The organism is Sporosarcina sp. NCCP-2222, assembly GCF_023168145.1.
In the GTDB taxonomy this organism is placed as follows: domain Bacteria; phylum Bacillota; class Bacilli; order Bacillales_A; family Planococcaceae; genus Sporosarcina.
Genome location: NZ_BQYK01000002.1, coordinates 397348 through 417820, shown reverse-complemented (window position 1 = coordinate 417820; position 20473 = coordinate 397348). Strand labels below are relative to the sequence as shown.

Sequence of the window (20473 nt, the reverse complement as noted above, 5' to 3'; positions counted from 1 at the left end):
CATGATAAAAGGGACCGCCCACTTTATGCAGTGGACGGTTTCGATCGTTTTGCTGTTCGGTCTTGATAGTAGCCGTATACGGAAATCGATACAATGAGCCAAAATGCGCTTGCTGCCATCCCGCCTGCCACGTCACTCGGATAGTGAACGCCGAGATAGATGCGGCTGACTGCGATCGATAGCGCCATAATTATGGCAAACAAAATGGATGCTATTCTGCTAAAGGTCGATTTTGTATGGCGCCAAACAATGTACGCAATAATGGCGTATAAGCTGAATGACATCATCGTGTGGCCGCTCGGAAAACTATATCCTCCAATTTCAATCAGTCGATGGATCTCCGGCCGCTCCCGTTTGAATATCATTTTCAGCACTTGATTCAGCGCGCCGGTACCGAGCATAACGGTGAGGTAAAGATAAGCCTGCATGCGCTCTTTCAATATATAAAAGAGGAGAATAAAGCCAGCAGCAATTAAGAGCAGAACAACGGTAGTGGAGCCGATCCATGTAAATGCCTTCATGATGGGTGTTAGCCAACTGCTTTCCCATCCTTGTACGATGGAAATGATCGTGTCATCGAATTGGAAGATGGTCGCTTTACTAATCCCCCGGGCTATGAACGCAAATATGCTTCCGAATACCAGGCAAAGCAAAAAGGCTACTGCCATTCGGGTAAAAAGTATTTTCAAGGGATTACACCTCAGTTCTATAACGTATTGTTCGTACATAATAACAAACGCATGTCACAATGAAAAGTTCGAAAGAAGGGCTGTCATGATTGTTGTAATTCTGATCATTGGCGCGTATTTACTTGGCACCATACTTACCGCAACATGGATCGGCAAGATATTTGGCCGCAATATTCGGATCGAAGGAAGTGGCAATCCGGGAGCGCGTAATGCGGGACGTGTGCTTGGGAAGTGGGCCTTTGTCCTTGTTTTCCTTGGGGATGCATTAAAAGGGGCAATTCCTGTTGCAGCCGCCAAGTGGCTGGATTGCGGAACAGCTGTTGAATTAGCTGTGCTTCTAGCAGCCATGCTAGGACATATATTACCGGTGTTTTATAAATTTCGTGGCGGGCAGGGAATCTCCACATACATTGGCGGTCTGCTCATGTTCTATCCGCCTTTGTTTGCCGGGTTCGCAATCGTGTTCCTGTTAGTTTATCCATTTCTGCGCAGCTTTACTTTGGCAGGATTCGCGGCGATTGTAGCGGTGCCGTTTCTATCCTGCTTGTTTTCGTTTAGCTATGTCGAGCCATTTTTGTTAGGTTGCCTTTCCGTGCTTCTTATTTTTGCGCATCAGAAAGATCTAATGTTTAGAATGACCGGCAGGACGGGAAAAAATAAGTAATTGATAAGATGGAGGAGAGGAAGACAATGAAAGAAATTCATTCGACTGATGAATGGGTCGAGGTACGGGATGCTTCTAAAGGGGGAGCTGTGTTACTTTTAAAGCATAGCTCTACATGTCCAGTCAGTGCAGCTGGTTTCCGGGAATTCGAGAAATTTGATACCCCTATTCCGAAATATTTTATCACCGTTCAAACAGCCCGTTCAGTATCTAATGACATTGAATTGGATACGGGCATACGCCACGAAACGCCTCAGCTCTTATTGTTCGTTGATGGCCAAGCGGTTTGGAATGCCAGTCATTATTCAATTTCCCGTTCGAAAATCCAGTCGGCGGTTGAAGCATACGCGTAAGGGTGAGATTGAAGCAGGCACTCATATTTGAGGCCTGCTTTTTTGATATAAGAAAACTACATAATAAAGGGAATAGGCTTGGGTTTCATGTGTGGGTAGCTTTGCAATATGATAGAATAAGATTAATTAAAAAATAATAATTGGGGAAAGAGGGATTTAATGGTGCGCCTAAAGGGGAAAACGGCTGTCCTGACGGGCGGGGCAAAAGGAATCGGTGCAGTTGCTGCCCGCCTGTTTGGTAAAGAAGGGGCCCAAGTGGCTATTTTGGATTACGACGAGAAAGCCGGAGAAGAAATGGCCCGTCAATTGCATGGCGAAGGAATTGAAGTGGCCTTCTTTGCAGTGGACGTGGCGGATGGGGAAGCTGTACAGGCTGTAGCCGCACAGGTGCTGTCTCACTTCGGCAAAGTAGATATCCTTGTAAATAACGCCGGCATCACAAAAGATGCGTTGCTAGTCAAGATGGATCCTGCAGATTTTCAGCGTGTTCTCGATGTGAATATGACAGGCGTCTTTCATTGTACCCAAGCTTTCCTGCCCCCGATGCTGGCGCAAGGAAAAGGCAAGATCATTAATACATCCTCCATCGCAGGGACGGGCGGCAATGTCGGACAGACAAATTACGCTGCGTCGAAAGCCGGAGTCATTGGCATGACAAGAACATGGGCGAAGGAATACGGGCGGAAGGGCATTAATGTAAATGCCGTCGCACCGGGTTTTATTGAAACGGAAATGATCCATACAATCCCGGAAAAGGTAATGGAACAAATTCGACTAATGACACCATTTACCCGCTTAGGAAAGCCTGAAGATGTTGCAAATGCCTATCTATTCTTAGCTTCGAACGAGGCGGATTTTGTGAACGGAACTGTGCTGGAAGTGGACGGCGGTATGTTGAAATAAAGATTAGTTTGTGAATCGATTCACAAAAAATGATAGTTGTCATATGAAAAGTCATTACATTTATGTCTTCTGCCAATAGTCCATTCATTTTACGATGGTAGTATCAAAAAACTTCCGATTTGAGGAGGATACGTACTATGAGTAAAGAGAAGACAAAGCAGTTGCATAAAGATGTGGCTCCTTTTGCTAAATCAGACTTGAAAAAGAGTATTATTCAGTTGATCAATACCGTTCCGCCAATATTTATCCTTTGGTTTCTTGCCTACCAAAGCTTAGCTGTCTCCATCTGGCTTACCTTTGCGATTGCCGTCGTAGCTGCTGGATTTGTTGTGCGAACGTTTATCATCTTCCACGATTGCACGCACGGTTCATTTTTCAGGAATAAAAAAGCGAATGATATCGTTGGCACGATTACAGGCGTGCTCACTTTATTTCCTTATGAACAATGGAAGCGCGAGCATGCGATCCACCATGCCTCCAGCTCGAATTTGGATAAGCGCGGAGTCGGCGATATCTGGGTGCTGACAATTCAAGAGTACTTGGAAGCATCAAAATGGACACGTTTTGCGTATCGGTTTTATCGCAATCCACTTGTTATGTTTGGTTTGGGACCACTCTATCTAGTCCTGATCTCCAGCCGATTCAACCGGAAGGATGCTCGCCGAAAAGAACGGATGAATACCTATTTGACGAACGCAGTTCTTGTTGCTCTATATGCATTGATGATTTGGCTTGTCGGGTGGCAAGCGTTTCTCATCGTGCAAGGTTCAATTATGTTTGTTGCGGCAGCCCTCGGCATTTGGCTGTTCTACATTCAACATACATTCGAGGATTCCTATTTCGAGGAAGAGTCGGAATGGGATTATGTGAAAGCGGCTGTTGAAGGAAGCTCATATTATAAGCTTCCGAAAGTATTGCAATGGGCAACCGGAAATATCGGTTTCCATCATGTTCATCACTTGGCGCCGCGCGTGCCGAATTATAATTTGGAATTGGCGCATGAATCCACTCCGCCACTTCAAAGAGCGACGACTATTACAATTCGAACGAGCTTAGAATCATTGCGCTATAAGTTATATGACCCTGAGCATAAAACGTTTGTCACTTTTAAAGAAGTGAAAGATCGGGTGAAACGTTCAGCATTGTCACTTGATCTAAAACCGAAACGCACGAGTTTCGACAGCAAGTAAAAAGCCGCCGCCTCCTCATAGGGGCGGTTGTTTTCATAAGAACGCAGTGTATTCTAGTGTTTTTGTGGACGGACAGGTTAGTGCGGTATACTGAAGTTACAACGGAAGCGAGGTGCAGCTCATGCAAAAATGGTATACGATCTTTCCGAGAAACCCGTGGCTCAGTATTTACGCATGGGTCATCTTTTGCCTGCTGCCGTTCTTCTTCATCTTCCGCGTCACGAATCTGCTCAGTGTGATTATTGGAATCAGCCTATTGCTGCTGTTTTTCTTGTCCTATTTCTTTTCCTTTAGGTCAAAATCTGGACTGGTCTACATGTGGCTCAGCTTTGAAATGGTGATCAATATTGTGATGACGTTGCTTTTTGGCTACGTATACTTCTCCATTTTCACTGCATTTTTCATAGGGAATATCCGCCGGCCGGTCGGGTTTTTCATCATGTATGGCCTACATATCTTTTTCACAATTAGTGCGATTGTGGCAGGATTCTTCATTGACATCCATTTGTTTTTGCCGCAAGTGCATTTCATAATCGTCACAGTTATCGGTGTTATTTTATTGCCATTCAACTTGTATTACCGAGGCAAAAAGGAGAATTTGGAAGGCCAGCTGGAAGATGCGAAGGAGCGTATTTCAGAATTGGTTTTATTGGAAGAGCGAGAAAGGATTGCGCGCGATTTGCATGATACTCTCGGTCAGAAATTGTCCATGATCGGTTTGAAAAGTGATTTGGCTCGAAGGCTGATCACCCGAAATCCGGAAGAGGCCGAAAAGGAATTGAATGACATCCGGCATACAGCAAGCATTGCACTGAAAGAAGTGCGTGAATTGGTGGCGGGCATCCGGGCAACTAAGCTGCAGGACGAACTAATCCGAGTCAGACAAATCATTAAAGCGGCTGAAATGGAATGTCGGATTGAGGGGGAGAACCAACTGGGAGAACTCCCGGTCATCTTGGAAAACGTTTTGAGCATGTGCTTGAAGGAAGCGGTGACAAACATCGTCAAGCATAGTGGCGCAACAACTTGTCTCATACTTTTTGAACGGCGCTTAAATGAATTTCGGATAGTCGTCCAGGACAACGGAACGGGGCTGAACCGGAAGACAGGAGAATTGACTGGCAGCGGACTGCGCGGCATGGCGGAACGCTTGGAATTTGTAAATGGTAGTTTGTCTGTGGAAGTGGAAGAGGGCACAACGCTGACGATCCGTGTGCCGCTTGTCATCACTCATCAGGAAGGGGAGAAATCGGAATGATACGTATTGTCATTGCGGAGGACCAGGGAATGATGTTAGGGGCGCTCGGTTCCTTGCTGAACATGGAAGAGGATATGGAAGTGGTCGGCATGGCGAAAAACGGAGAAGAGGCTGTCGCCCTCGTCAACGCCCACGACCCGGACATCTGCATTCTGGATATTGAAATGCCGGTAAAAACAGGGTTGGACGCCGCAGAGATGCTGCGCGGGAAAGATTGTAAAATCATCATCTTAACGACCTTCGCACGCGCCGGCTATTTTGAACGGGCCAGAAAAGCTGAAGTACGAGGCTATTTGCTGAAGGATAGTCCGATTGAAGAACTTGTATCTTCCATCCATGCCATCATGGCTGGCCGCCGAATCTATGCTCCCGAGCTCGTCGACATTGCCTATGGCGATGACGACGACACGGAAAATCCGCTCACCGAACGTGAAAGCCAAGTACTCGGCCTTGTGGCGGAAGGCAAAACGACAAAAGAAATCGCCGGCGAACTTTACTTAACACCGGGCACCGTCCGCAACTACATCTCGACCATTCTCGATAAACTCGGTGTCGGCAATCGAATCGAAGCCATTTCCCGCTTTAAGGAAAAAGGCTGGTTCAAATGACTGACAAGACTGAGAAGATCCCATCACCACTCCAGCCTGTAGGCAAGGGAGTGGTTTTTTAATTGCTGTATTTCGGTAGTCTGGAGAGGGGTAGCACAGTATTTGAACTGTGCGACTTGCCGTGATAAATGATTTGAGCACTCTTTCGAAGGATACGAGCACTTCTCCTGCACTTACGAGCAATTAACCAGATATACGAGCAGTCTTTCAGATATACGAGCACTCGTAATCGTCCAGCAAGGCGATCGTCACCGGCATAAATAAAAGCATCGTATTTTGGCATGACGACACTCATTCCCTGTTGCTAGCTGTTTTATCGGTTGAGCTGAACAAGCCATCCCAATAACCGACATATCAGACCTCTCCCAAAGATCATTTTTACAACTTGCCTTTCCCTCTGCCGTGCCGAATATGCTATTCTTCTAGTAAGGTGAGAAAGGGGATTGGGTATGGAGACAATGACTTTAGCTTATGCGAGAACGTTAGATGAGCAAGACCGTCTTGCTGCTTATAAAGAGGAGTTTTATGTGCTGCCGCATGCCATTTACATGGATGGGAATTCGCTTGGTTTGCTGTCTAAACGAGCGGAGCGGACGTTGCATGCACTGCTAGATTCGTGGAAAACGCTTGGGATTGATGGCTGGACGGAAGGGCAGCATCCGTGGTTTTATTTGTCGGAACAGGTGGGCGAAAAGATGGCTTCGCTTGTAGGCGGGAAGCCGGAGGAGACGGTTGCGACAGGCTCGACGACAACCAATCTGCATCAGCTGGTGTCAACGTTTTATAAGCCTGCAGGCAAGAAGACAAAGATTCTTGCGGATGAGTTGAATTTTCCTTCTGATATTTATGCGCTTCAGAGTCAATTGCGGCAGAAGGGGTATGACCCTGATGAGCATTTGATTCGTGTGAAGAGTCGAGATGGAAGGATGTTGCAGGAAGAGGATATTATTGCTGCCATGACGGACGAAGTGGCGCTCATCGTTCTCCCTGCGGTGCTCTACCGAAGTGGCCAGATTCTTGACATGGAAAAGCTGACAAAAGCAGCGCGTGAGCGAAACATTCCAATAGGTTTTGACCTGTGTCACTCCGTCGGTTCGGTCGAGCATGCCCTACATGAATGGGGAACGGATTTTGCTTTCTGGTGTACATACAAGCATTTAAACGGCGGGCCTGGATCTGTGGGTGGCCTGTTCATTCATGAAAAGCATTTTGGCACGCTGCCAGGATTGGCGGGCTGGTTCGGCTCTAAAAAGGAATCACAATTCGACATGGAGCATACGATGGATCCCGCGGAGCATGCGGGTGCTTTTCAAATCGGCACGCCTCATGTACTGAGCCTTGCACCGCTGATTGGGTCTCTTACAATGTTTGAGGAAGTGGGCATGCCTGCGATCCGTCAGAAATCGCTCCAGTTGACGTCTTATATGTTGGAATTAATCCGGCATGAACTCGGGGCATATGACTTTACCATCGGTAACCCGACTGATGATATACGGGGTGGTCATGTTTTATTGGAACATGCAGAGGCTGCACGCATTTGCAAGGCGCTGAAAAAGGATGGCGTCATACCGGACTTCAGAGCGCCAAACGGCATCCGCCTTGCACCGGTCGCACTTTACAATTCGTTTGAAGATGTTTGGCATACAGTGCAAAAGCTGAAAACTATCATGGAAGAAAAGCGCTACGAACAATTTGAGAATAAAAGGGGAGTCGTTGCATGACAGAGAAATGGATCGATATTTCGCAGCCGCTTCATAATGGCATTGCAGAATGGCCGGGAGACACGCCGTTCACCTATGAGGTGCGTTTTATTAAAGAGTTTACGGGTTCCGTTAACATTGGCAAGTTGACTACGAGCACTCATATGGGAACGCATATTGACGCCCCGTTCCATTACGATGATGAGGGGGCAAAGGTGGATGAGCTCCCGATTGATGTGTATATCGGAAAAGCCAGGGTTATTGATGTGACTGGCCTTGAAAGCGTCGGCCGTTCGGATCTTGAGACCATCGACTTTGGCGGGGCATGCCGCATTTTATTGAAAACGGGAAGCCGTCCGAGTCCTGATGTGTTTCCGGATACCTACACAGTATTGCGTGCGGATATCGGCCCGTTGCTGCAAGAACGGGGCGTCAAGCTGATCGGTGTCGACACGCCATCCGTTGATCCGGAACCGAGCAAGACGCTGGACGCTCATCATTCTCTACATGCGAACGGCGTTTTGATTTTAGAGAACATTGTGCTGGACGAAGTGGAGCCTGGCGATTATGAATTAATTGCACTGCCGCTCCCTCTTCAAGGTGCCGATGGAAGCCCGGTCCGTGCTGTCGTAAGGAAGTGGCGTGCATGACGGAAAAGGGGATTCACACCGATTTTAAAGAAAATATGACGTATGGGGAGTACCTTCGGCTCGATAAGGTGTTATCGAGCCAGGAGCGTTTGTCCGGCCATCATGATGAAATGCTGTTCATTGTCATTCACCAGGTGAGCGAGCTTTGGATGAAGCTTATTCTGCATGAGTTGAATACGGCGATTGAATCGATTGAGCATGATGAGCTGCCGGAAGCGTTTAAAATGTTGGCGCGGGTGTCGCGCGTTCAGTCGCAAATTATCCAAGCTTGGGACGTATTGGCGACATTGACACCTGCCGAATATATGGAATTTCGCGAAAGTCTTGGCCGTGCATCAGGCTTCCAGTCCTATCAGAATCGACAAATCGAATTCGCCCTAGGCTTCAAACAGCCGCACATTTTGAAAATCTATGAGAAAGATCCTGAACTCGCCCAAGAGTTAACGGCAGCTTATCAGGCACCGGGGATTTACGACGTGGCCATCCGAGCTTTGGCAAGAGCCGGTTTTTCAATCAATCCTGAATTGCTGGATCGCGATTACTCGGTTACCTATCAAGGTGATCCGACCGTGGCGGATGCCTGGCTGCAAGTATATCGTGACGTAGACACATACTGGGATTTGTACCAGCTGGCTGAAAAGCTCGTTGATATTGAAGACAGCCATCAGCAGTGGCGATTCCGCCACATGAAAACCGTAGAGCGAATTATCGGCTTCAAGACAGGCACCGGCGGTTCGTCGGGTGTCAGTTATTTAAAGCAGATGCTGGAACATCAATTCTTCCCGGAACTCTGGGATGTGCGGACCAAACTATAATCGAAAAAAGCTGTCTCCCCGTTATCGAGGAGGCAGCTTTATCATTATGGGAATTCGTAAAGGTGCTACCCTTTCATTACTTTTTCAAACTGCCCTTCCTAGTTCTTATAGAGGACGAGCTGGCAATGAACTTGCCGAATTTTAAGAGCTTCGACCGTAGGAACCCCTCCTCGAACCGTTTCAGCTCATTGCCCCACTCTGGGAATACCATTCATGCATGAGATTTGCCTGTTCCTGGACAGGTATCGGCAATCCTTCGTATTCATTGAGCTGAGCATCCTTCCTTTCTGTCTGATTTCCTTTCAAGAAAGAACATCTGTATACAATGAAATATGCATCACCTTCCCGCAGTAGACCAAAAATGGTCGTACGAGTTTGTCCTCAGGGTTCCCTGAGTTTGAAGTGTCATTACTCTTACAGTATTCCGAGGAGAACTTAGAGGTGTGTGCGGTTGATAGAAGGCGAATTTGCTTATCTTAAGAAATTCTTCAGAATGGCAATGCATAATTCTTCATGATTGTCAGGGATGATAGAGGTAAATGAATAGGGGGGATGTCTTATGAAAAAATTACTGGTGCTAGTAACGGTCATTTTACTTGCTTTCTTTTACTTTCAAAAAGAACAAACCGCGAAAGAAGAGATGCCCGGTGTGGGGGCGAAAGCGGCCATTGTAGTAGATGTCGAGACAAATAAGATTTTATATGAAATGAATTCCAAAGAGTCTTTGCCGATTGCGAGCATGTCTAAGATGATGACACAATATATTGTGCTGGATGCCATTAAAAGCGGACGCATTAATTGGGATACACTTTATCAACCATCTGCTGAAGTCTTCCAAAAGACTGCGGATCCACAAATGGTGACACTCGGCATGTCTTCATCCCATACATATTCCGTTCAGGAGTTATTTACGGCGATGACCGTCCTGTCGGCTAATGATGCAGCCATTGCTTTGGCGGAAGTGGTAAGCGGATCCGAAGATGCGTTTGTTGAGGCGATGAATGCAAAAGCCGAAGAATTTGGCTTGCAATCGGCTCATTTCGTTAATGCAACCGGTCTGGATGAAGAGGAGACGAATAGAGCATCGGCGAGAGATGTAGCGGCACTCGCACAGTTGTTACTTAACGATCATCCCGAAGTGCTGGACTATACGAAGTTGACCGATTTTACAACGAGAGAAGGAGTTGTGCGTTGGAATACGAATGCCATGCTCCCGGGAATGCCGTTTGCGATGAGTGGAATCGATGGGCTGAAAACAGGCTACACAGAAGGAGCGGGCTCCTGTTTTGCGAGTACGGGTGTATTTAATGGCAGACGAATCATCACCGTCGTGATGGGGGCTGCAGAGGATCGGAATGAAAGCGGCCCATCCCGATTCGAAATAACACGGCAATTGCTCGATAAGTACGTCTTGAAATAAGCCATGCTATACTAAGGAAAAATAATCTAGCAGGCGGTGTCAGGATGAACGAAGTGCAACGTGCTCAATTAGTAAAAAACTATCCACTGATTCAGGAGTTAATCGGGGAAAAAGAAGTATTATGGCTGAATTCGGAGAGCGGCCCGGCTCAAGAAGGGATCAAGCAATCCGGTATCTCTGACGCTGCGGTGCAGGAAGCGAGCGGGCGTTTAATGCGATTTGCTCCATATATTGCGAAGGTGTTTCCAGAAACAGCTCCCGCTCAAGGGATCATTGAGTCTCCGTTGACCAAGATTCCAGCGATGGCAAAATCACTTGGAGAAGCCTACGAAGCTAACATTCCAGGCAAGCTTTATTTGAAAGAGGACAATGCATTGCCTATTTCAGGATCAATCAAGGCACGTGGCGGTATTTATGAAGTACTGAAGCATGCAGAAACCATTGCGCTTGATAAAGGATTGATTACAGAAGGAGACAACTATAGTAAATTTGACGAACCAGAACTGCGTAATGAGCTGGCTAAACATAAAATTGCGGTAGGTTCCACAGGCAATCTAGGCCTCAGTATTGGAATTATGAGTGCGAAGCTTGGATTCAATGTAACGGTCCATATGTCAGCGGATGCGAAGCAGTGGAAAAAGGACATGCTGCGGGAAAAGGGAGTAACGGTAGTCGAGTATGCAGACGACTACAGCAAGGCGGTTGAGGAAGGACGTAAGCAGGCGGAAGCCGATCCGCTCTGTCACTTTGTCGATGATGAAAATTCCATTGATCTCTTCCTCGGGTATGCAGTTGCTGGAGAACGCGTAGCCGCTCAACTGAAAGAGCATGACATTCAAGTGGACAAGGATCACCCGCTATTCGTCTATTTGCCGTGCGGTGTCGGCGGCGGCCCGGGCGGCGTTGCATTTGGTTTGAAAAGGGCATTCGGAGATCATGTCCATTGCTTCTTTGCCGAGCCCACCCATTCCCCTTGCATGCTCCTCGGCATGATGACTGGATTGCATGAGGAAATTGCTGTGAATGACATTGGGCTGGATAATAAAACAGTAGCAGATGGCCTCGCAGTAGGAAGACCGTCCGGTTTTGTCGGGAAGACGATGGCGCCTCTTATTGAAGGGTGCTACACAATAGCGGATCAGACGATGTTCCGGCTCCTCGCTATGCTTGCCGATGCAGAGGGAATCCGTCTTGAACCATCTGGATTAGCCGGCATGACAGGCCCCATTCAAACTATTAACAATAAAGTACAAGATGCTGATCATCCGAATGCGACACATCTTGTTTGGGCAACGGGCGGCGGAATGGTGCCAGAGAGCGAAATGGCTCATTACTACGGGATTGGCAAAGAACTTTAAGCAAAGAGAAGGGAACTCCGGGAAATGGAGTTCCCTTTCGATTTATTTCCCGGGAAATCGACAGAGAAATGAAATTATTTCCCTAGGATTTTAATTGAGAAAGCTTGTTAAATCAATATTTCAGTGGTGTATTGCCGTGTACTTTCGGTTGCGGGAAATAAATTATTTCCACGATAAAGAGTGAATGCTCACTAAATACATCGAATGATGAGGTGTGGGAAATCTACTTACTAAACTCCGCTGTCTGTAGCTTTTTTGTCTGGCAATAAATAACCTTAACATCCTGCTTCAATACAAAAACCGCCATAGATAGAAAGTGGCATAGGATTCCCAATCAGCCCACGGTACAGCAAGACGTAATAGCTCCTCGCGGCTCGGCTTTTCATCCAAGTTATCAAGATACTTTATAGCATTCAGCAGTCCGACATCGGCAAGCGGAAACGCATTCGGCGAGCGCAGGCAGCGCATGAGCACGTAATTCGCAGTCCAAGGGCCAATACCACGCACAGCAGTTAACAATTTCTCAGCATCCTTAAAGGAACCCGCAGCTTGTAACGCTTCCTTAGTAAGACTCCCTTCAACAATCAGCCGGGCAACTCCGATCAGATACTCACTTTTCCGCTGTGTCATTTGTAAAGGGACCAGCTCTTCTACTGACAGCGCGGCAATCGTTTCGGGTGTAGGAAAAAGCCAATATCGCTTGCCTTGCCATTCTATAGAGGATCCGAAAGTCTCTACAAATCGGCGTTTTAGTGTGAAAGCGAAAGCTAAATTAATTTGCTGGCCGATTATTCCCCAGCTGACCGCTTCGAAAAAATCAGGAATACCCATATTGCGCAAGCCGTAAAATTGCTCTATGGCCTTTTGCAAATAGCGATCTTCCTGTGCCATTGCATAGAATGGACGCAAATCGGTTTCTAAGTCGAACCAGTCTGTTACATAATGCTGCACTTTCTGAATTGTCGTATCGTCCGCTGCTCCCCATATTTTGACGAGCAAGCCATCAGTTCCAGCATCGCTGATATCAATGAAAACCGGTGCTTCGCCAGGAATCGAAAGTGCCCGTCGAATATGGCCATCTTCCACTTCATACATGCATTCATTTCCCGCATCCATTAAGTACTTCATATTTTGATGAAAACTGAATTCTGCTGGTACTGGTATTTGAATTTCGTCATATTGCTCCATTCCCATTCCTCCTCTATATTTAGTTGTAACATAGATAGAACAGGACGTATTAGATATAATGAAAAAAAAGAGGCGGAGGAGGAAGCAGGATGGATATGTATTGGACAAACTTCAGGTACCGCGATTGGCAAATGATACTGGCGGCAACGGAAAAAGGGATTTGTTTTATTAGCCCGGATCAAGCATCGTTTGAGGAGCTGGCGCTATGGCAGAAGAAGAGGCTGCCACAAGCAGTCTTACATGAAAACCCAGAGAAACTCGCCCCCTGGATGAAGGAGCTTGCCGACTATATGGATGGTTCCTTGAAGGAGTTTTCCATGCCTGTGGATCTTCATGGAACATCCTTTCAGCAAGAAGTCTGGAATGCGTTACAGCAGATTCCTTATGGAGTGACGAAGAACTATGCGGAAATTGCTGAGTTGATTGGAAAGACAAAGGCAGTCCGTGCTGTTGGCGGAGCAATTGGTGCTAACCCAATCTTGATTGTAGTTCCGTGCCATCGAGTAATCGGCAAGAACGGTAAGTTGACAGGCTTTCGCGGAGGGCTGGAGATGAAAGAAAGACTGCTATTGCTAGAGGAAGCAGGCGGAATGCTGAGTATGGCTGAGGCATGAATTGGCTACGATGAGAGGTAGGAGGGGATTGGATGGATCAATGGAAGGGGAATGCCCCGAAATTTTCACCTCAGCGAATCATACGAGCCAATGATACGTTCGCAGTCACATTAAGCGAAGAAATGTTGGATTATTTGCAGGTGATCTTAGGTGAAACGGTAGAAGTGGAAATGAAGGATTCTGAATTAGTCATCCGGAAAATACGGAATTCAGGGACATCTGGTTTGGCTTCAAGCGAGCTGATGCCGCCATTTGCAGAACCTATTTCTGATTATCCGCTCATGTCCGACCAGGAAAAGGGTTCTTAACCATGTTTGTTGCCAGTAACGAAAGGGAAAGGAAAGAAAGACTTTAGTTACTGGAGGCATATGTGATGGAAGCTCATGTAAATAAACAAATTCAAACGAAATGTGATACAGAATACGACCGTTTATGCCGGGTCATCCTTTGCCAGCCAAAATTCATGGCAATCGAAGAGGCGATTAACGAAGTACAAAAGAAATACGAAACAGAAGATATCAATCAACATCGTGCCATGAAGCAGCATGCCGAGTTTGAAAAGCTGCTGAAGGAACATGGAGTTGATGTGATCAAGCTTCCTGCTTCTCCTGAATATCCAGAACAAGTATTTACACGTGATATCGGTTTTACAATAGGAGAAACAGTATTTGTAGCAGAACTTGCAACGGATATCCGTAAAGGCGAAGAAACCTTCTTGGAAGATTGGCTGACAGCACAAAGCATTCCTTATCAGGTGACAACGAGCCGTGTAGAAGGCGGGGATGTCATTGTCGATCGGGATACCGTCTACATTGGCATAAGCAGCCGGACATCCGAAGAAGCGGTCAAGCAATTAGAGCAGAAACTGTCTGGCTACGACATAAAAAAGATTCCGTTCAATGAGAAGTATTTGCACTTGGATTGTGTATTCAATATTGTATCGCCTAACAAGGCACTTATTTTTCCCCCGGCATTTGACCCGGAAACTGTGAAGGAACTAGCGGCTTCTTATGAACTGATCGAAGTGAATGAAGAAGAACAGTTTACAATGGGGACAAACGTGCTCTCGATTGGAAACGGAAAAGTATTCAGCTTGTCTCAGAATAAAGAGATAAATGCGGCTTTGCAGCAACACGGTTTTAACGTTATTGAAATCGATTTTTCAGAAATTATCAAATCGGGCGGTTCCTTTAGATGTTGCTCGATGCCAGTGGAACGAAAATAATATATGTAGCTTGAATGAACCTCACCTTGATGTGAGGTTTTTTCTTGTTTGATTAGTAATAATAGACTATACAGTTTTTTACTCTCTTTTCTCTTTTTAATATACATTAAGGGTATGATTTTACGTAAGTTGAAAAATAATACAGTTCCAATATATGTACAATGCAGTTGTATCAAGGCTTTAAGACAGCTTTTTTTCGCCGTGGAAACATGGCAACTATATATTTAATTTATTAAAAAGTTAGACTTTTTATATGTGTGAAAAAAGGTTTTACATTAAAAAAACGTTTCGTTAATATTTACTTAACAATAGTCCTTTACGATTATTAAGGGCATTAGAAAAGTCGTATAGCTATTGACTATCAGCATCAAAGGAGAATACGGAAATGAAGAAGAAGGCTCTTTTATGTTTGGCTGCGTTCATGCTTGTCTTGTTAGCGGCGTGCGGCAAATCGGAAACACCAGATAACAATAAGAGTAAAAAAGGGGACGAAGCGTTTGTACCACAAACACTGCGTGTTCAATTCGTTCCAACAAAATCAGAAAATACAGCGGAAGCAAAAGCAAAGCCATTAGCAGATCTATTATCAAAAGAACTCGGAATTCCTGTTGAAGTGAGCGTTTCAACTGACTACAGCACGATTATTGAGGCAATGGCTTCTAAGCAGATCGACCTCGGTATCATGCCTCCAAACGCATACGTTTTGGCTAAGGACCGCGGTGCAGCAGAGGCGATCCTGCAATCTGAACTATATGGTGTAAAACAACCTGGCGGTCAACCGGATGAGGACAACAAAGTATCTTCATTCCGCGGACAGATCATCTTCAAAAAGGATAGCGGAATTAAAAGCTATGAGGACTTGAAAGGCAAAACAATTGCTTCTCAGGATGTCGTATCAGCTAGTGGTTACGTCTTCCCAGTTGCTGAAATGATCAAAGCTGGCATCGATGTGGATCGTGATGTGAACTTTGTAACAGTGAACGGGATCGACAATGCGATCCTATCGGTTATCAATGGCGATGCGGATGCTGCTTTCAGTTTCGAAGATGGACGTAACTTATTAATGAAAGACTACCCGAATATCCACGAGGATTTGGATTCCTTCTTTACAGAAGCCCGTATTCCGAACGATGCAATTGCTGTCCGTACAGATATGGATAAAGAATGGATTGAGAAAATCCGTAAAGCATTTATCGCAATCGGTGAATCCGAAGATGGCCGTGAGATTGTCCGTGCCCTTTATGGACATGTCGGTTACGTTGAGGCTGATGACAGCAACTACGACGTAATCCGCGAGTATGGTAAACTTGTAGGTCAATAATGGTGAGGAAAGGGGATGTTAGATTAACATCCCTTTTCTCTAATTTCGGGTTTTATTGCGTGTAAATGAAGAAATTATGGAATACTCCCTATGGCAATCAGCTTAGAAAGTGAGGCACCTCTATGAAAATATCCATTCTGGCTACGAGTGACGTCCATGGCTATATCCAAGCTGCAGATGAATTGTCGGGCCATCCCACACCAACAGGTTTAAGCCGTGTCTCTACGTATGTGAAAGATAGAAGAGGGAGCGGTGACAACATTATTCTCATCGACAACGGGGATTTTTTGGAAGGCTCCGCATTTGCGACCTTTCTTTATTTAAATCAACATCGCTGGACGCAAAACCCCTTGATTACCACCATGAATTCGATGCAATATGATGCCGCTGTTCCAGGCAACCACGAATTCAATTATGGACTCCCCCACCTAGAGAAAAGCGTGCAGCAAATGTCTTTCCCATACATAGCCGCCAACGTCATTGACCAACAGACCCATGCCCCCATTTGGAAACCGTATACCATAATAGAGCGGAACGGTGTGAAAATCGGCATTATCGGGCTACTCACCGATTACATCCCGAGATGGGAGCATGCCGGCAACATTCCGGGGCTTGCCTTTTTAGACCCGATTCAAACCGCTCATCAGTGGGCGGCGCATTTGCGGCCGCAAGTTGATATTCTGCTTCTCTCGTATCATGGAGGTACTGAGCGTGACTTGGCTACCGGGCTGCCTACAGAGTACCAGACAGGTGAAAACGTAGCTTACCGCTTGGCTGCGGAAGTGAAAGACATCGATGGAGTCATCGCGGGCCATCAGCATAAAGTGCTCTGCGGATTCGTAGGCGAAGTGCCGGTTTTGCAACCAGGATCAAGAGGCAGCCATGTCGGTGAACTCTCTTTTAATGTGGAACGAGACGAGAACGATTGTTGGAAAGTGAAGAATCGGCAGGTGGACTTGATCAGCATGGAGGATACTCCTGAAGACAAAGAAATGCTCGATCAGGCAGCGCCTTGGCTGCAAGAGTCAACGGAATGGCTTAATCGGCCAGTGGCAAGCTACCTGGATCGGCCGATAACCGATTTGCTGCATAGCATTCAACAAACAGTTACAGGGGAAGAGATCTCTGCTATTTCCCTATATGAAACAGATGCATTAGACGGATTAGTTACGATGAAGCAACTCATGAAGAATTATACATTTCCATGTACCTTTGCAGTCCTTCGAATGACTGGAAAAGAGCTGAAAGAATCGTTGCTGCGGGCGTCCTCTTATTTTCAACTTACAGAGGTCGGACGTCTGACGCCGAATCGTAAAGAACATGGCGCATCCGGGTCGGATATGTGGAAGGGGCTGACCTATTCCATTGAAGATGGACAGGTATGTCAGTTAGAAGTGAACGGATGTGCGTTGCAGGAAGAGGAAATGGTCACTTTCGTTTGCAACCATTACAAAACAATAGGCGAAGGAATCCGCATTTTCCCGAAACATGCCATTACGAATGAAATTATGATTTACATTCCGGATATCGTGGCAGTGCTTGCATTGAACGGTCACATTACATTGCCTGTCCAAACCCACCAGTATAAAAGAATTTATTAAAATAGTCAGGAGAACAAAGGATGGCAACTACACAAGCAATTGCAGAACAGCGGCCAGTCATTCAATTGGTCAATGTGAATAAAACATACCCGAACGGTGTTCAGGGCCTGAAAGACCTAAATCTTTCCATTGGGCAAGGTGAATTCGTCATCGTTATCGGATTGTCAGGAGCAGGGAAAAGTACGATGCTGCGCTCCATCAACCGGCTGAATGAGATTACGAGCGGAGACATCATTATTGATGGTCAATCCATCACGCGGGCAAAAGGGAAATCGCTCCGTGAGATTCGCCGAAACATCGGCATGATTTTCCAAAGCTTTAACCTCGTGAAACGGTCTTCCGTTTTGCGAAATGTCCTGACCGGGCGCGTCGCCTATCATTCAACACTTAACATGATTCTCGGCATCTTCCCGAAAAAGGATAAAGAAATCGCTTATGAGGCGTTAAAGCGCGTCAACTTGGCAGAAAAAGTCTATACACGGGCCGACCAGCTTTCAGGCGGTCAGCAGCAGCGTGTTTCCATTGCCCGGGCATTAGCACAGGAACCAAAAATCATCTTAGCGGACGAACCAGTCGCTTCGCTCGATCCAATTACAACGGAACGGGTAATGGATGACTTGCTGCGCATTAACCGGGATCTAGGCATCACGGTTCTCGTGAATCTTCACTCCATCGAACTTGCCCGGAAATACGGTGACCGGATCATCGGCTTACGCGGCGGCGAGCTGGTCTTTGACGGCCCGACAGCTGAAGCGACTGATAGCACATTGCGCGCTATTTACGGGGAAGCGATTCTCGAAGAAGAGGACAATAAGGGGGAAGCATGATGATACCAAATCAGACGACCCTTCCGAAAAAGACAGGTAAAGTTAAGTTTTTTACAACGCTGGCCATGCTGTTAATTATCATTATTACAAGTGCCGTCATTACCGACGTTGATTTTTGGCAGTTGTTTATGAACGTAGGCCAGGCAGGTTACATATTAGATCAAATGAGCCGACCGGACTGGTCCTATGTCAGTATCGTACTGGGTCCATTGGTCGAAACGATCCGGATGGCCATTTTGGGTACGGCATTTGGGGCACTCCTCGCCTTTCCATTTTCGCTTTATGTGGCGCGGAATATGGAGTCCAACAAAGCCATCAGCAGTGTTTTGCGTTTCTTGATGAACATTATCCGGACCATTCCGGAATTGTTGCTTGCGGCGGTTTTCGTTGCCGTCTTCGGCATTGGTCCGTTTGCCGGGATTATCGCGCTGGCCATCTTCTCTTTCGGTATGGTGTCAAAACTGTTTTTCGAATCCATTGAAACGATTGACGAAGGCCCGATTGAAGCACTTAAATCCAGTGGTGCCAACCGCCTCGAAATTATGCGGTATGGTGTCATCCCGCAAGTTATCAGCTATTACTGGAATTATGTTTTATTCGCATTTGAAATCAACATCCGGGCATCCGCTGTCCTTGGATATATCGGTGCGGGCGGTATCGGTATTTTCCTTCAACGCGCATTGAGCCAAGTCCGCTACGATCGCGTAGCTGTCATTATCCTAATCATTTTCGTTGTCGTACTGGCAATTGATTATGTGAGTAATAAAGTGAGGGAAAAGCTGCTATGACATTACCAAAACCGCCAAAAGGAAATCGGGCAAAAACCATTATTACGATTCTCGTCGTCCTTGCGATTTTCGTCTGGGCTTTCGCGGGAATTTCATTCAACGGCATTAAAGCAACTGCTTGGCAGACGGTCCAATCGATCGTGGAAGGCTTCACGCACCCGGATTGGGGCTATGTCTGGACAGGAGAAGGGGAGGACTTGATTTCTCTCCTCGTGGAAACGTTGGCGATAGCCATTCTCGGTACAATCATGTCCAGCTTGCTGAGTATTCCGTTCGGCTTCTGGGCTGCGCGTTCAAGAGGACAGAAGAAGATTGTGTCCTCATCTGGTAAGTTTGTATCATCAGCCATCCGCACATTTCCGGATATTATTTTGGCCCTCATGTTCATTAAAATGGTCGGTCCCGGTTCATTCGCAGGAATTCTTGCGCTAGGTGTCGGGGCGATCGGTATGCTGGCCAAGTTCTATAGTGAGTCGATTGAAGCGATGGATCACGGACCGACGGAATCCGTCGTGGCAGCAGGAGGGAATAAGGCGAATGTGTTGTTCTTCGCGACATTGCCGCAACTAGTTCCGGAATTCTTATCCTATACGCTGTACCGTTTTGAAATTGCGGTCCGTTACGCGACAATCCTCGGATTGGTCGGCGCGGGCGGAATCGGAACACCTCTTATTTTTGCGCTGAATGCCCGTGCTTGGGATCGGGTCGGAATCATTTTACTCGGCATTATCGTCATGGTCACTGTCATTGATATCATTTCAGGTAAATTGCGCCAGAGATTAGTATAGGAGGATGGCAATGAACAACCCATTGGAAATTATCCTGCTGGAAACAAGCGATATACATGGAAACATCTTTCCACTCAACTATGGGAGCAATCAAACCGAACAGGTTGGCCTCGCAAAAATCGCAACGCTCATTAAGCGGGAACGAGACACACATGAAAATGTGCTGCTGATTGATAACGGAGATTTAATACAAGGAACCCCGCTTGCCTATCATGCAATCAAAATGGCGGGCGACCGTCCAAACCCAATCATCCAAGCTGCGAATGCACTAGGATACCATGCAGCGGTGTTCGGAAATCATGAATTTAATTATGGGACAGATGTGCTGAAACAAATTGTGAAGCAAGCGGACTTTCCATGGCTGTCCGCTAATCTGCTAGATGAAAAGACGGGTGAGCCTTACTTCGGCCAGCCGTACACGATTCAAACAGTAGGCGGCGTGAGAGTGGGCATTATCGGCTTGACCACACCCTATATACCGAATTGGGAAGAACCTGCCCACATCGCTGGCAT

The 20473-nt window shown here is 46.5% G+C and carries 22 protein-coding genes; 20 read left to right on the top strand and 2 right to left on the bottom strand.

Translation table 11 applies throughout. The features are described 5' to 3' along the window. Nucleotides 1–23: 23 nt before the first annotated feature. The gene (locus NCCP2222_RS06115) at nt 24–689 is read right to left on the bottom strand and encodes a phosphatase PAP2 family protein (protein WP_248510573.1); all 666 of its coding nucleotides are present in this window, start codon (nt 687–689) and stop codon (nt 24–26) included. Between the two features lie 85 nt (nt 690–774). Between NCCP2222_RS06115 and NCCP2222_RS06110 the strand changes: the two genes are divergently transcribed. From NCCP2222_RS06110 to NCCP2222_RS06060, 11 genes are all read left to right on the top strand, one after another. After that, complete coding sequence (locus tag NCCP2222_RS06110) at nt 775–1353, top strand: glycerol-3-phosphate acyltransferase (protein WP_248510572.1); 579 nt, start codon at nt 775–777, stop codon at nt 1351–1353. Nucleotides 1354–1379: 26 nt separating this feature from the next. Beyond that, a complete protein-coding gene (gene ytxJ, locus NCCP2222_RS06105; protein WP_248510569.1) occupies nt 1380–1706 on the top strand; it encodes a bacillithiol system redox-active protein YtxJ in 327 nt (108 codons plus the stop codon). A gap of 162 nt (nt 1707–1868) precedes the next feature. After that, nucleotides 1869–2609 carry a 3-oxoacyl-ACP reductase FabG gene (fabG, locus tag NCCP2222_RS06100; protein WP_248510865.1) on the top strand — a complete coding sequence of 247 codons (741 nt, stop codon included), beginning with the start codon at nt 1869–1871 and terminating at the stop codon, nt 2607–2609. Nucleotides 2610–2746: 137 nt separating this feature from the next. After that, complete coding sequence (gene desA / locus NCCP2222_RS06095) at nt 2747–3799, top strand: Delta(5) desaturase DesA (RefSeq protein ID WP_248510566.1); 1053 nt, start codon at nt 2747–2749, stop codon at nt 3797–3799. Between the two features lie 121 nt (nt 3800–3920). After that, nucleotides 3921–5057: a sensor histidine kinase gene (locus NCCP2222_RS06090; protein ID WP_248510564.1), complete on the top strand. Its 1137-nt coding sequence runs from the start codon at nt 3921–3923 to the stop codon at nt 5055–5057. Next, a complete protein-coding gene (locus tag NCCP2222_RS06085) occupies nt 5054–5665 on the top strand; it encodes a response regulator transcription factor (RefSeq protein WP_248510562.1) in 612 nt (203 codons plus the stop codon). Before NCCP2222_RS06090 ends, NCCP2222_RS06085 begins: the two co-directional genes overlap by 4 nt. 449 nt (nt 5666–6114) lie before the next feature. Continuing rightward, on the top strand, nt 6115–7386 hold the full coding sequence (kynU, locus tag NCCP2222_RS06080) for a kynureninase (RefSeq protein WP_248510559.1): 1272 nt from the start codon (nt 6115–6117) through the stop codon (nt 7384–7386). Next, nucleotides 7383–8015, top strand: coding sequence for an arylformamidase (gene kynB, locus NCCP2222_RS06075; protein WP_248510557.1), 633 nt, complete (start codon nt 7383–7385; stop codon nt 8013–8015). Before kynU ends, kynB begins: the two co-directional genes overlap by 4 nt. Next, on the top strand, nt 8012–8830 hold the full coding sequence (gene kynA / locus NCCP2222_RS06070; protein WP_248510554.1) for a tryptophan 2,3-dioxygenase: 819 nt from the start codon (nt 8012–8014) through the stop codon (nt 8828–8830). Before kynB ends, kynA begins: the two co-directional genes overlap by 4 nt. A 559-nt stretch (nt 8831–9389) precedes the next feature. Next, nucleotides 9390–10250: a D-alanyl-D-alanine carboxypeptidase family protein gene (locus tag NCCP2222_RS06065; RefSeq protein ID WP_248510551.1), complete on the top strand. Its 861-nt coding sequence runs from the start codon at nt 9390–9392 to the stop codon at nt 10248–10250. 44 nt (nt 10251–10294) lie between these two features. Beyond that, on the top strand, nt 10295–11608 hold the full coding sequence (locus tag NCCP2222_RS06060) for a D-serine ammonia-lyase (RefSeq protein WP_248510549.1): 1314 nt from the start codon (nt 10295–10297) through the stop codon (nt 11606–11608). A gap of 288 nt (nt 11609–11896) precedes the next feature. Here NCCP2222_RS06060 and NCCP2222_RS06055 read toward each other — a convergent pair whose 3' ends face one another. Further along, on the bottom strand, nt 11897–12796 hold the full coding sequence (locus tag NCCP2222_RS06055; RefSeq protein ID WP_282570670.1) for a DNA-3-methyladenine glycosylase family protein: 900 nt from the start codon (nt 12794–12796) through the stop codon (nt 11897–11899). Nucleotides 12797–12885: 89 nt separating this feature from the next. Here NCCP2222_RS06055 and NCCP2222_RS06050 point away from each other — a divergent pair, with 89 nt between their 5' ends. From NCCP2222_RS06050 to NCCP2222_RS06010, 9 genes are all read left to right on the top strand, one after another. Beyond that, on the top strand, nt 12886–13410 hold the full coding sequence (locus NCCP2222_RS06050; protein WP_248510544.1) for a methylated-DNA--[protein]-cysteine S-methyltransferase: 525 nt from the start codon (nt 12886–12888) through the stop codon (nt 13408–13410). Between the two features lie 32 nt (nt 13411–13442). Beyond that, complete coding sequence (locus NCCP2222_RS06045; protein ID WP_248510543.1) at nt 13443–13718, top strand: hypothetical protein; 276 nt, start codon at nt 13443–13445, stop codon at nt 13716–13718. A gap of 65 nt (nt 13719–13783) precedes the next feature. Next, the gene (locus NCCP2222_RS06040) at nt 13784–14635 is read left to right on the top strand and encodes a dimethylarginine dimethylaminohydrolase family protein (protein WP_248510541.1); all 852 of its coding nucleotides are present in this window, start codon (nt 13784–13786) and stop codon (nt 14633–14635) included. A gap of 385 nt (nt 14636–15020) precedes the next feature. Then, nucleotides 15021–15956 (top strand): phosphate/phosphite/phosphonate ABC transporter substrate-binding protein, encoded by a 936-nt coding sequence (phnD, locus tag NCCP2222_RS06035; RefSeq protein ID WP_248510538.1) that lies wholly within the window; start codon nt 15021–15023, stop codon nt 15954–15956. 122 nt (nt 15957–16078) lie between these two features. Then, nucleotides 16079–17557: a bifunctional metallophosphatase/5'-nucleotidase gene (locus tag NCCP2222_RS06030; protein ID WP_248510536.1), complete on the top strand. Its 1479-nt coding sequence runs from the start codon at nt 16079–16081 to the stop codon at nt 17555–17557. Between the two features lie 20 nt (nt 17558–17577). Continuing rightward, nucleotides 17578–18384: a phosphonate ABC transporter ATP-binding protein gene (phnC, locus tag NCCP2222_RS06025; RefSeq protein WP_248510534.1), complete on the top strand. Its 807-nt coding sequence runs from the start codon at nt 17578–17580 to the stop codon at nt 18382–18384. Then, on the top strand, nt 18384–19172 hold the full coding sequence (gene phnE, locus NCCP2222_RS06020; protein ID WP_248510532.1) for a phosphonate ABC transporter, permease protein PhnE: 789 nt from the start codon (nt 18384–18386) through the stop codon (nt 19170–19172). Before phnC ends, phnE (NCCP2222_RS06020) begins: the two co-directional genes overlap by 1 nt. After that, the gene (gene phnE / locus NCCP2222_RS06015) at nt 19169–19960 is read left to right on the top strand and encodes a phosphonate ABC transporter, permease protein PhnE (protein ID WP_248510530.1); all 792 of its coding nucleotides are present in this window, start codon (nt 19169–19171) and stop codon (nt 19958–19960) included. Before phnE (NCCP2222_RS06020) ends, phnE (NCCP2222_RS06015) begins: the two co-directional genes overlap by 4 nt. Nucleotides 19961–19964: 4 nt before the next feature. Then, a partial coding sequence (locus NCCP2222_RS06010) for a metallophosphoesterase (RefSeq protein WP_483882513.1) occupies nt 19965–20473 on the top strand: 509 nt, incomplete at its 3' end.

What these genes read in the sequence shown, in the direction of transcription:
- NCCP2222_RS06110 (WP_248510572.1), top strand. Translation starts at nt 775, where the DNA reads ATGATTGTTGTAATTCTGATCATTGGCGCGTATTTACTTGGCACCATA.
- ytxJ (WP_248510569.1), top strand. Translation starts at nt 1,380, where the DNA reads ATGAAAGAAATTCATTCGACTGATGAATGGGTCGAGGTACGGGATGCT.
- desA (WP_248510566.1), top strand. Translation starts at nt 2,747, where the DNA reads ATGAGTAAAGAGAAGACAAAGCAGTTGCATAAAGATGTGGCTCCTTTT.
- NCCP2222_RS06090 (WP_248510564.1), top strand. Translation starts at nt 3,921, where the DNA reads ATGCAAAAATGGTATACGATCTTTCCGAGAAACCCGTGGCTCAGTATT.
- NCCP2222_RS06085 (WP_248510562.1), top strand. Translation starts at nt 5,054, where the DNA reads ATGATACGTATTGTCATTGCGGAGGACCAGGGAATGATGTTAGGGGCG.
- kynU (WP_248510559.1), top strand. Translation starts at nt 6,115, where the DNA reads ATGGAGACAATGACTTTAGCTTATGCGAGAACGTTAGATGAGCAAGAC.
- kynB (WP_248510557.1), top strand. Translation starts at nt 7,383, where the DNA reads ATGACAGAGAAATGGATCGATATTTCGCAGCCGCTTCATAATGGCATT.
- kynA (WP_248510554.1), top strand. Translation starts at nt 8,012, where the DNA reads ATGACGGAAAAGGGGATTCACACCGATTTTAAAGAAAATATGACGTAT.
- NCCP2222_RS06065 (WP_248510551.1), top strand. Translation starts at nt 9,390, where the DNA reads ATGAAAAAATTACTGGTGCTAGTAACGGTCATTTTACTTGCTTTCTTT.
- NCCP2222_RS06060 (WP_248510549.1), top strand. Translation starts at nt 10,295, where the DNA reads ATGAACGAAGTGCAACGTGCTCAATTAGTAAAAAACTATCCACTGATT.
- NCCP2222_RS06055 (WP_282570670.1), bottom strand. Translation starts at nt 12,796, where the DNA reads ATGGAGCAATATGACGAAATTCAAATACCAGTACCAGCAGAATTCAGT.
- NCCP2222_RS06050 (WP_248510544.1), top strand. Translation starts at nt 12,886, where the DNA reads ATGGATATGTATTGGACAAACTTCAGGTACCGCGATTGGCAAATGATA.
- NCCP2222_RS06045 (WP_248510543.1), top strand. Translation starts at nt 13,443, where the DNA reads ATGGATCAATGGAAGGGGAATGCCCCGAAATTTTCACCTCAGCGAATC.
- NCCP2222_RS06040 (WP_248510541.1), top strand. Translation starts at nt 13,784, where the DNA reads ATGGAAGCTCATGTAAATAAACAAATTCAAACGAAATGTGATACAGAA.
- phnD (WP_248510538.1), top strand. Translation starts at nt 15,021, where the DNA reads ATGAAGAAGAAGGCTCTTTTATGTTTGGCTGCGTTCATGCTTGTCTTG.
- NCCP2222_RS06030 (WP_248510536.1), top strand. Translation starts at nt 16,079, where the DNA reads ATGAAAATATCCATTCTGGCTACGAGTGACGTCCATGGCTATATCCAA.
- phnC (WP_248510534.1), top strand. Translation starts at nt 17,578, where the DNA reads ATGGCAACTACACAAGCAATTGCAGAACAGCGGCCAGTCATTCAATTG.
- phnE (WP_248510532.1), top strand. Translation starts at nt 18,384, where the DNA reads ATGATACCAAATCAGACGACCCTTCCGAAAAAGACAGGTAAAGTTAAG.
- phnE (WP_248510530.1), top strand. Translation starts at nt 19,169, where the DNA reads ATGACATTACCAAAACCGCCAAAAGGAAATCGGGCAAAAACCATTATT.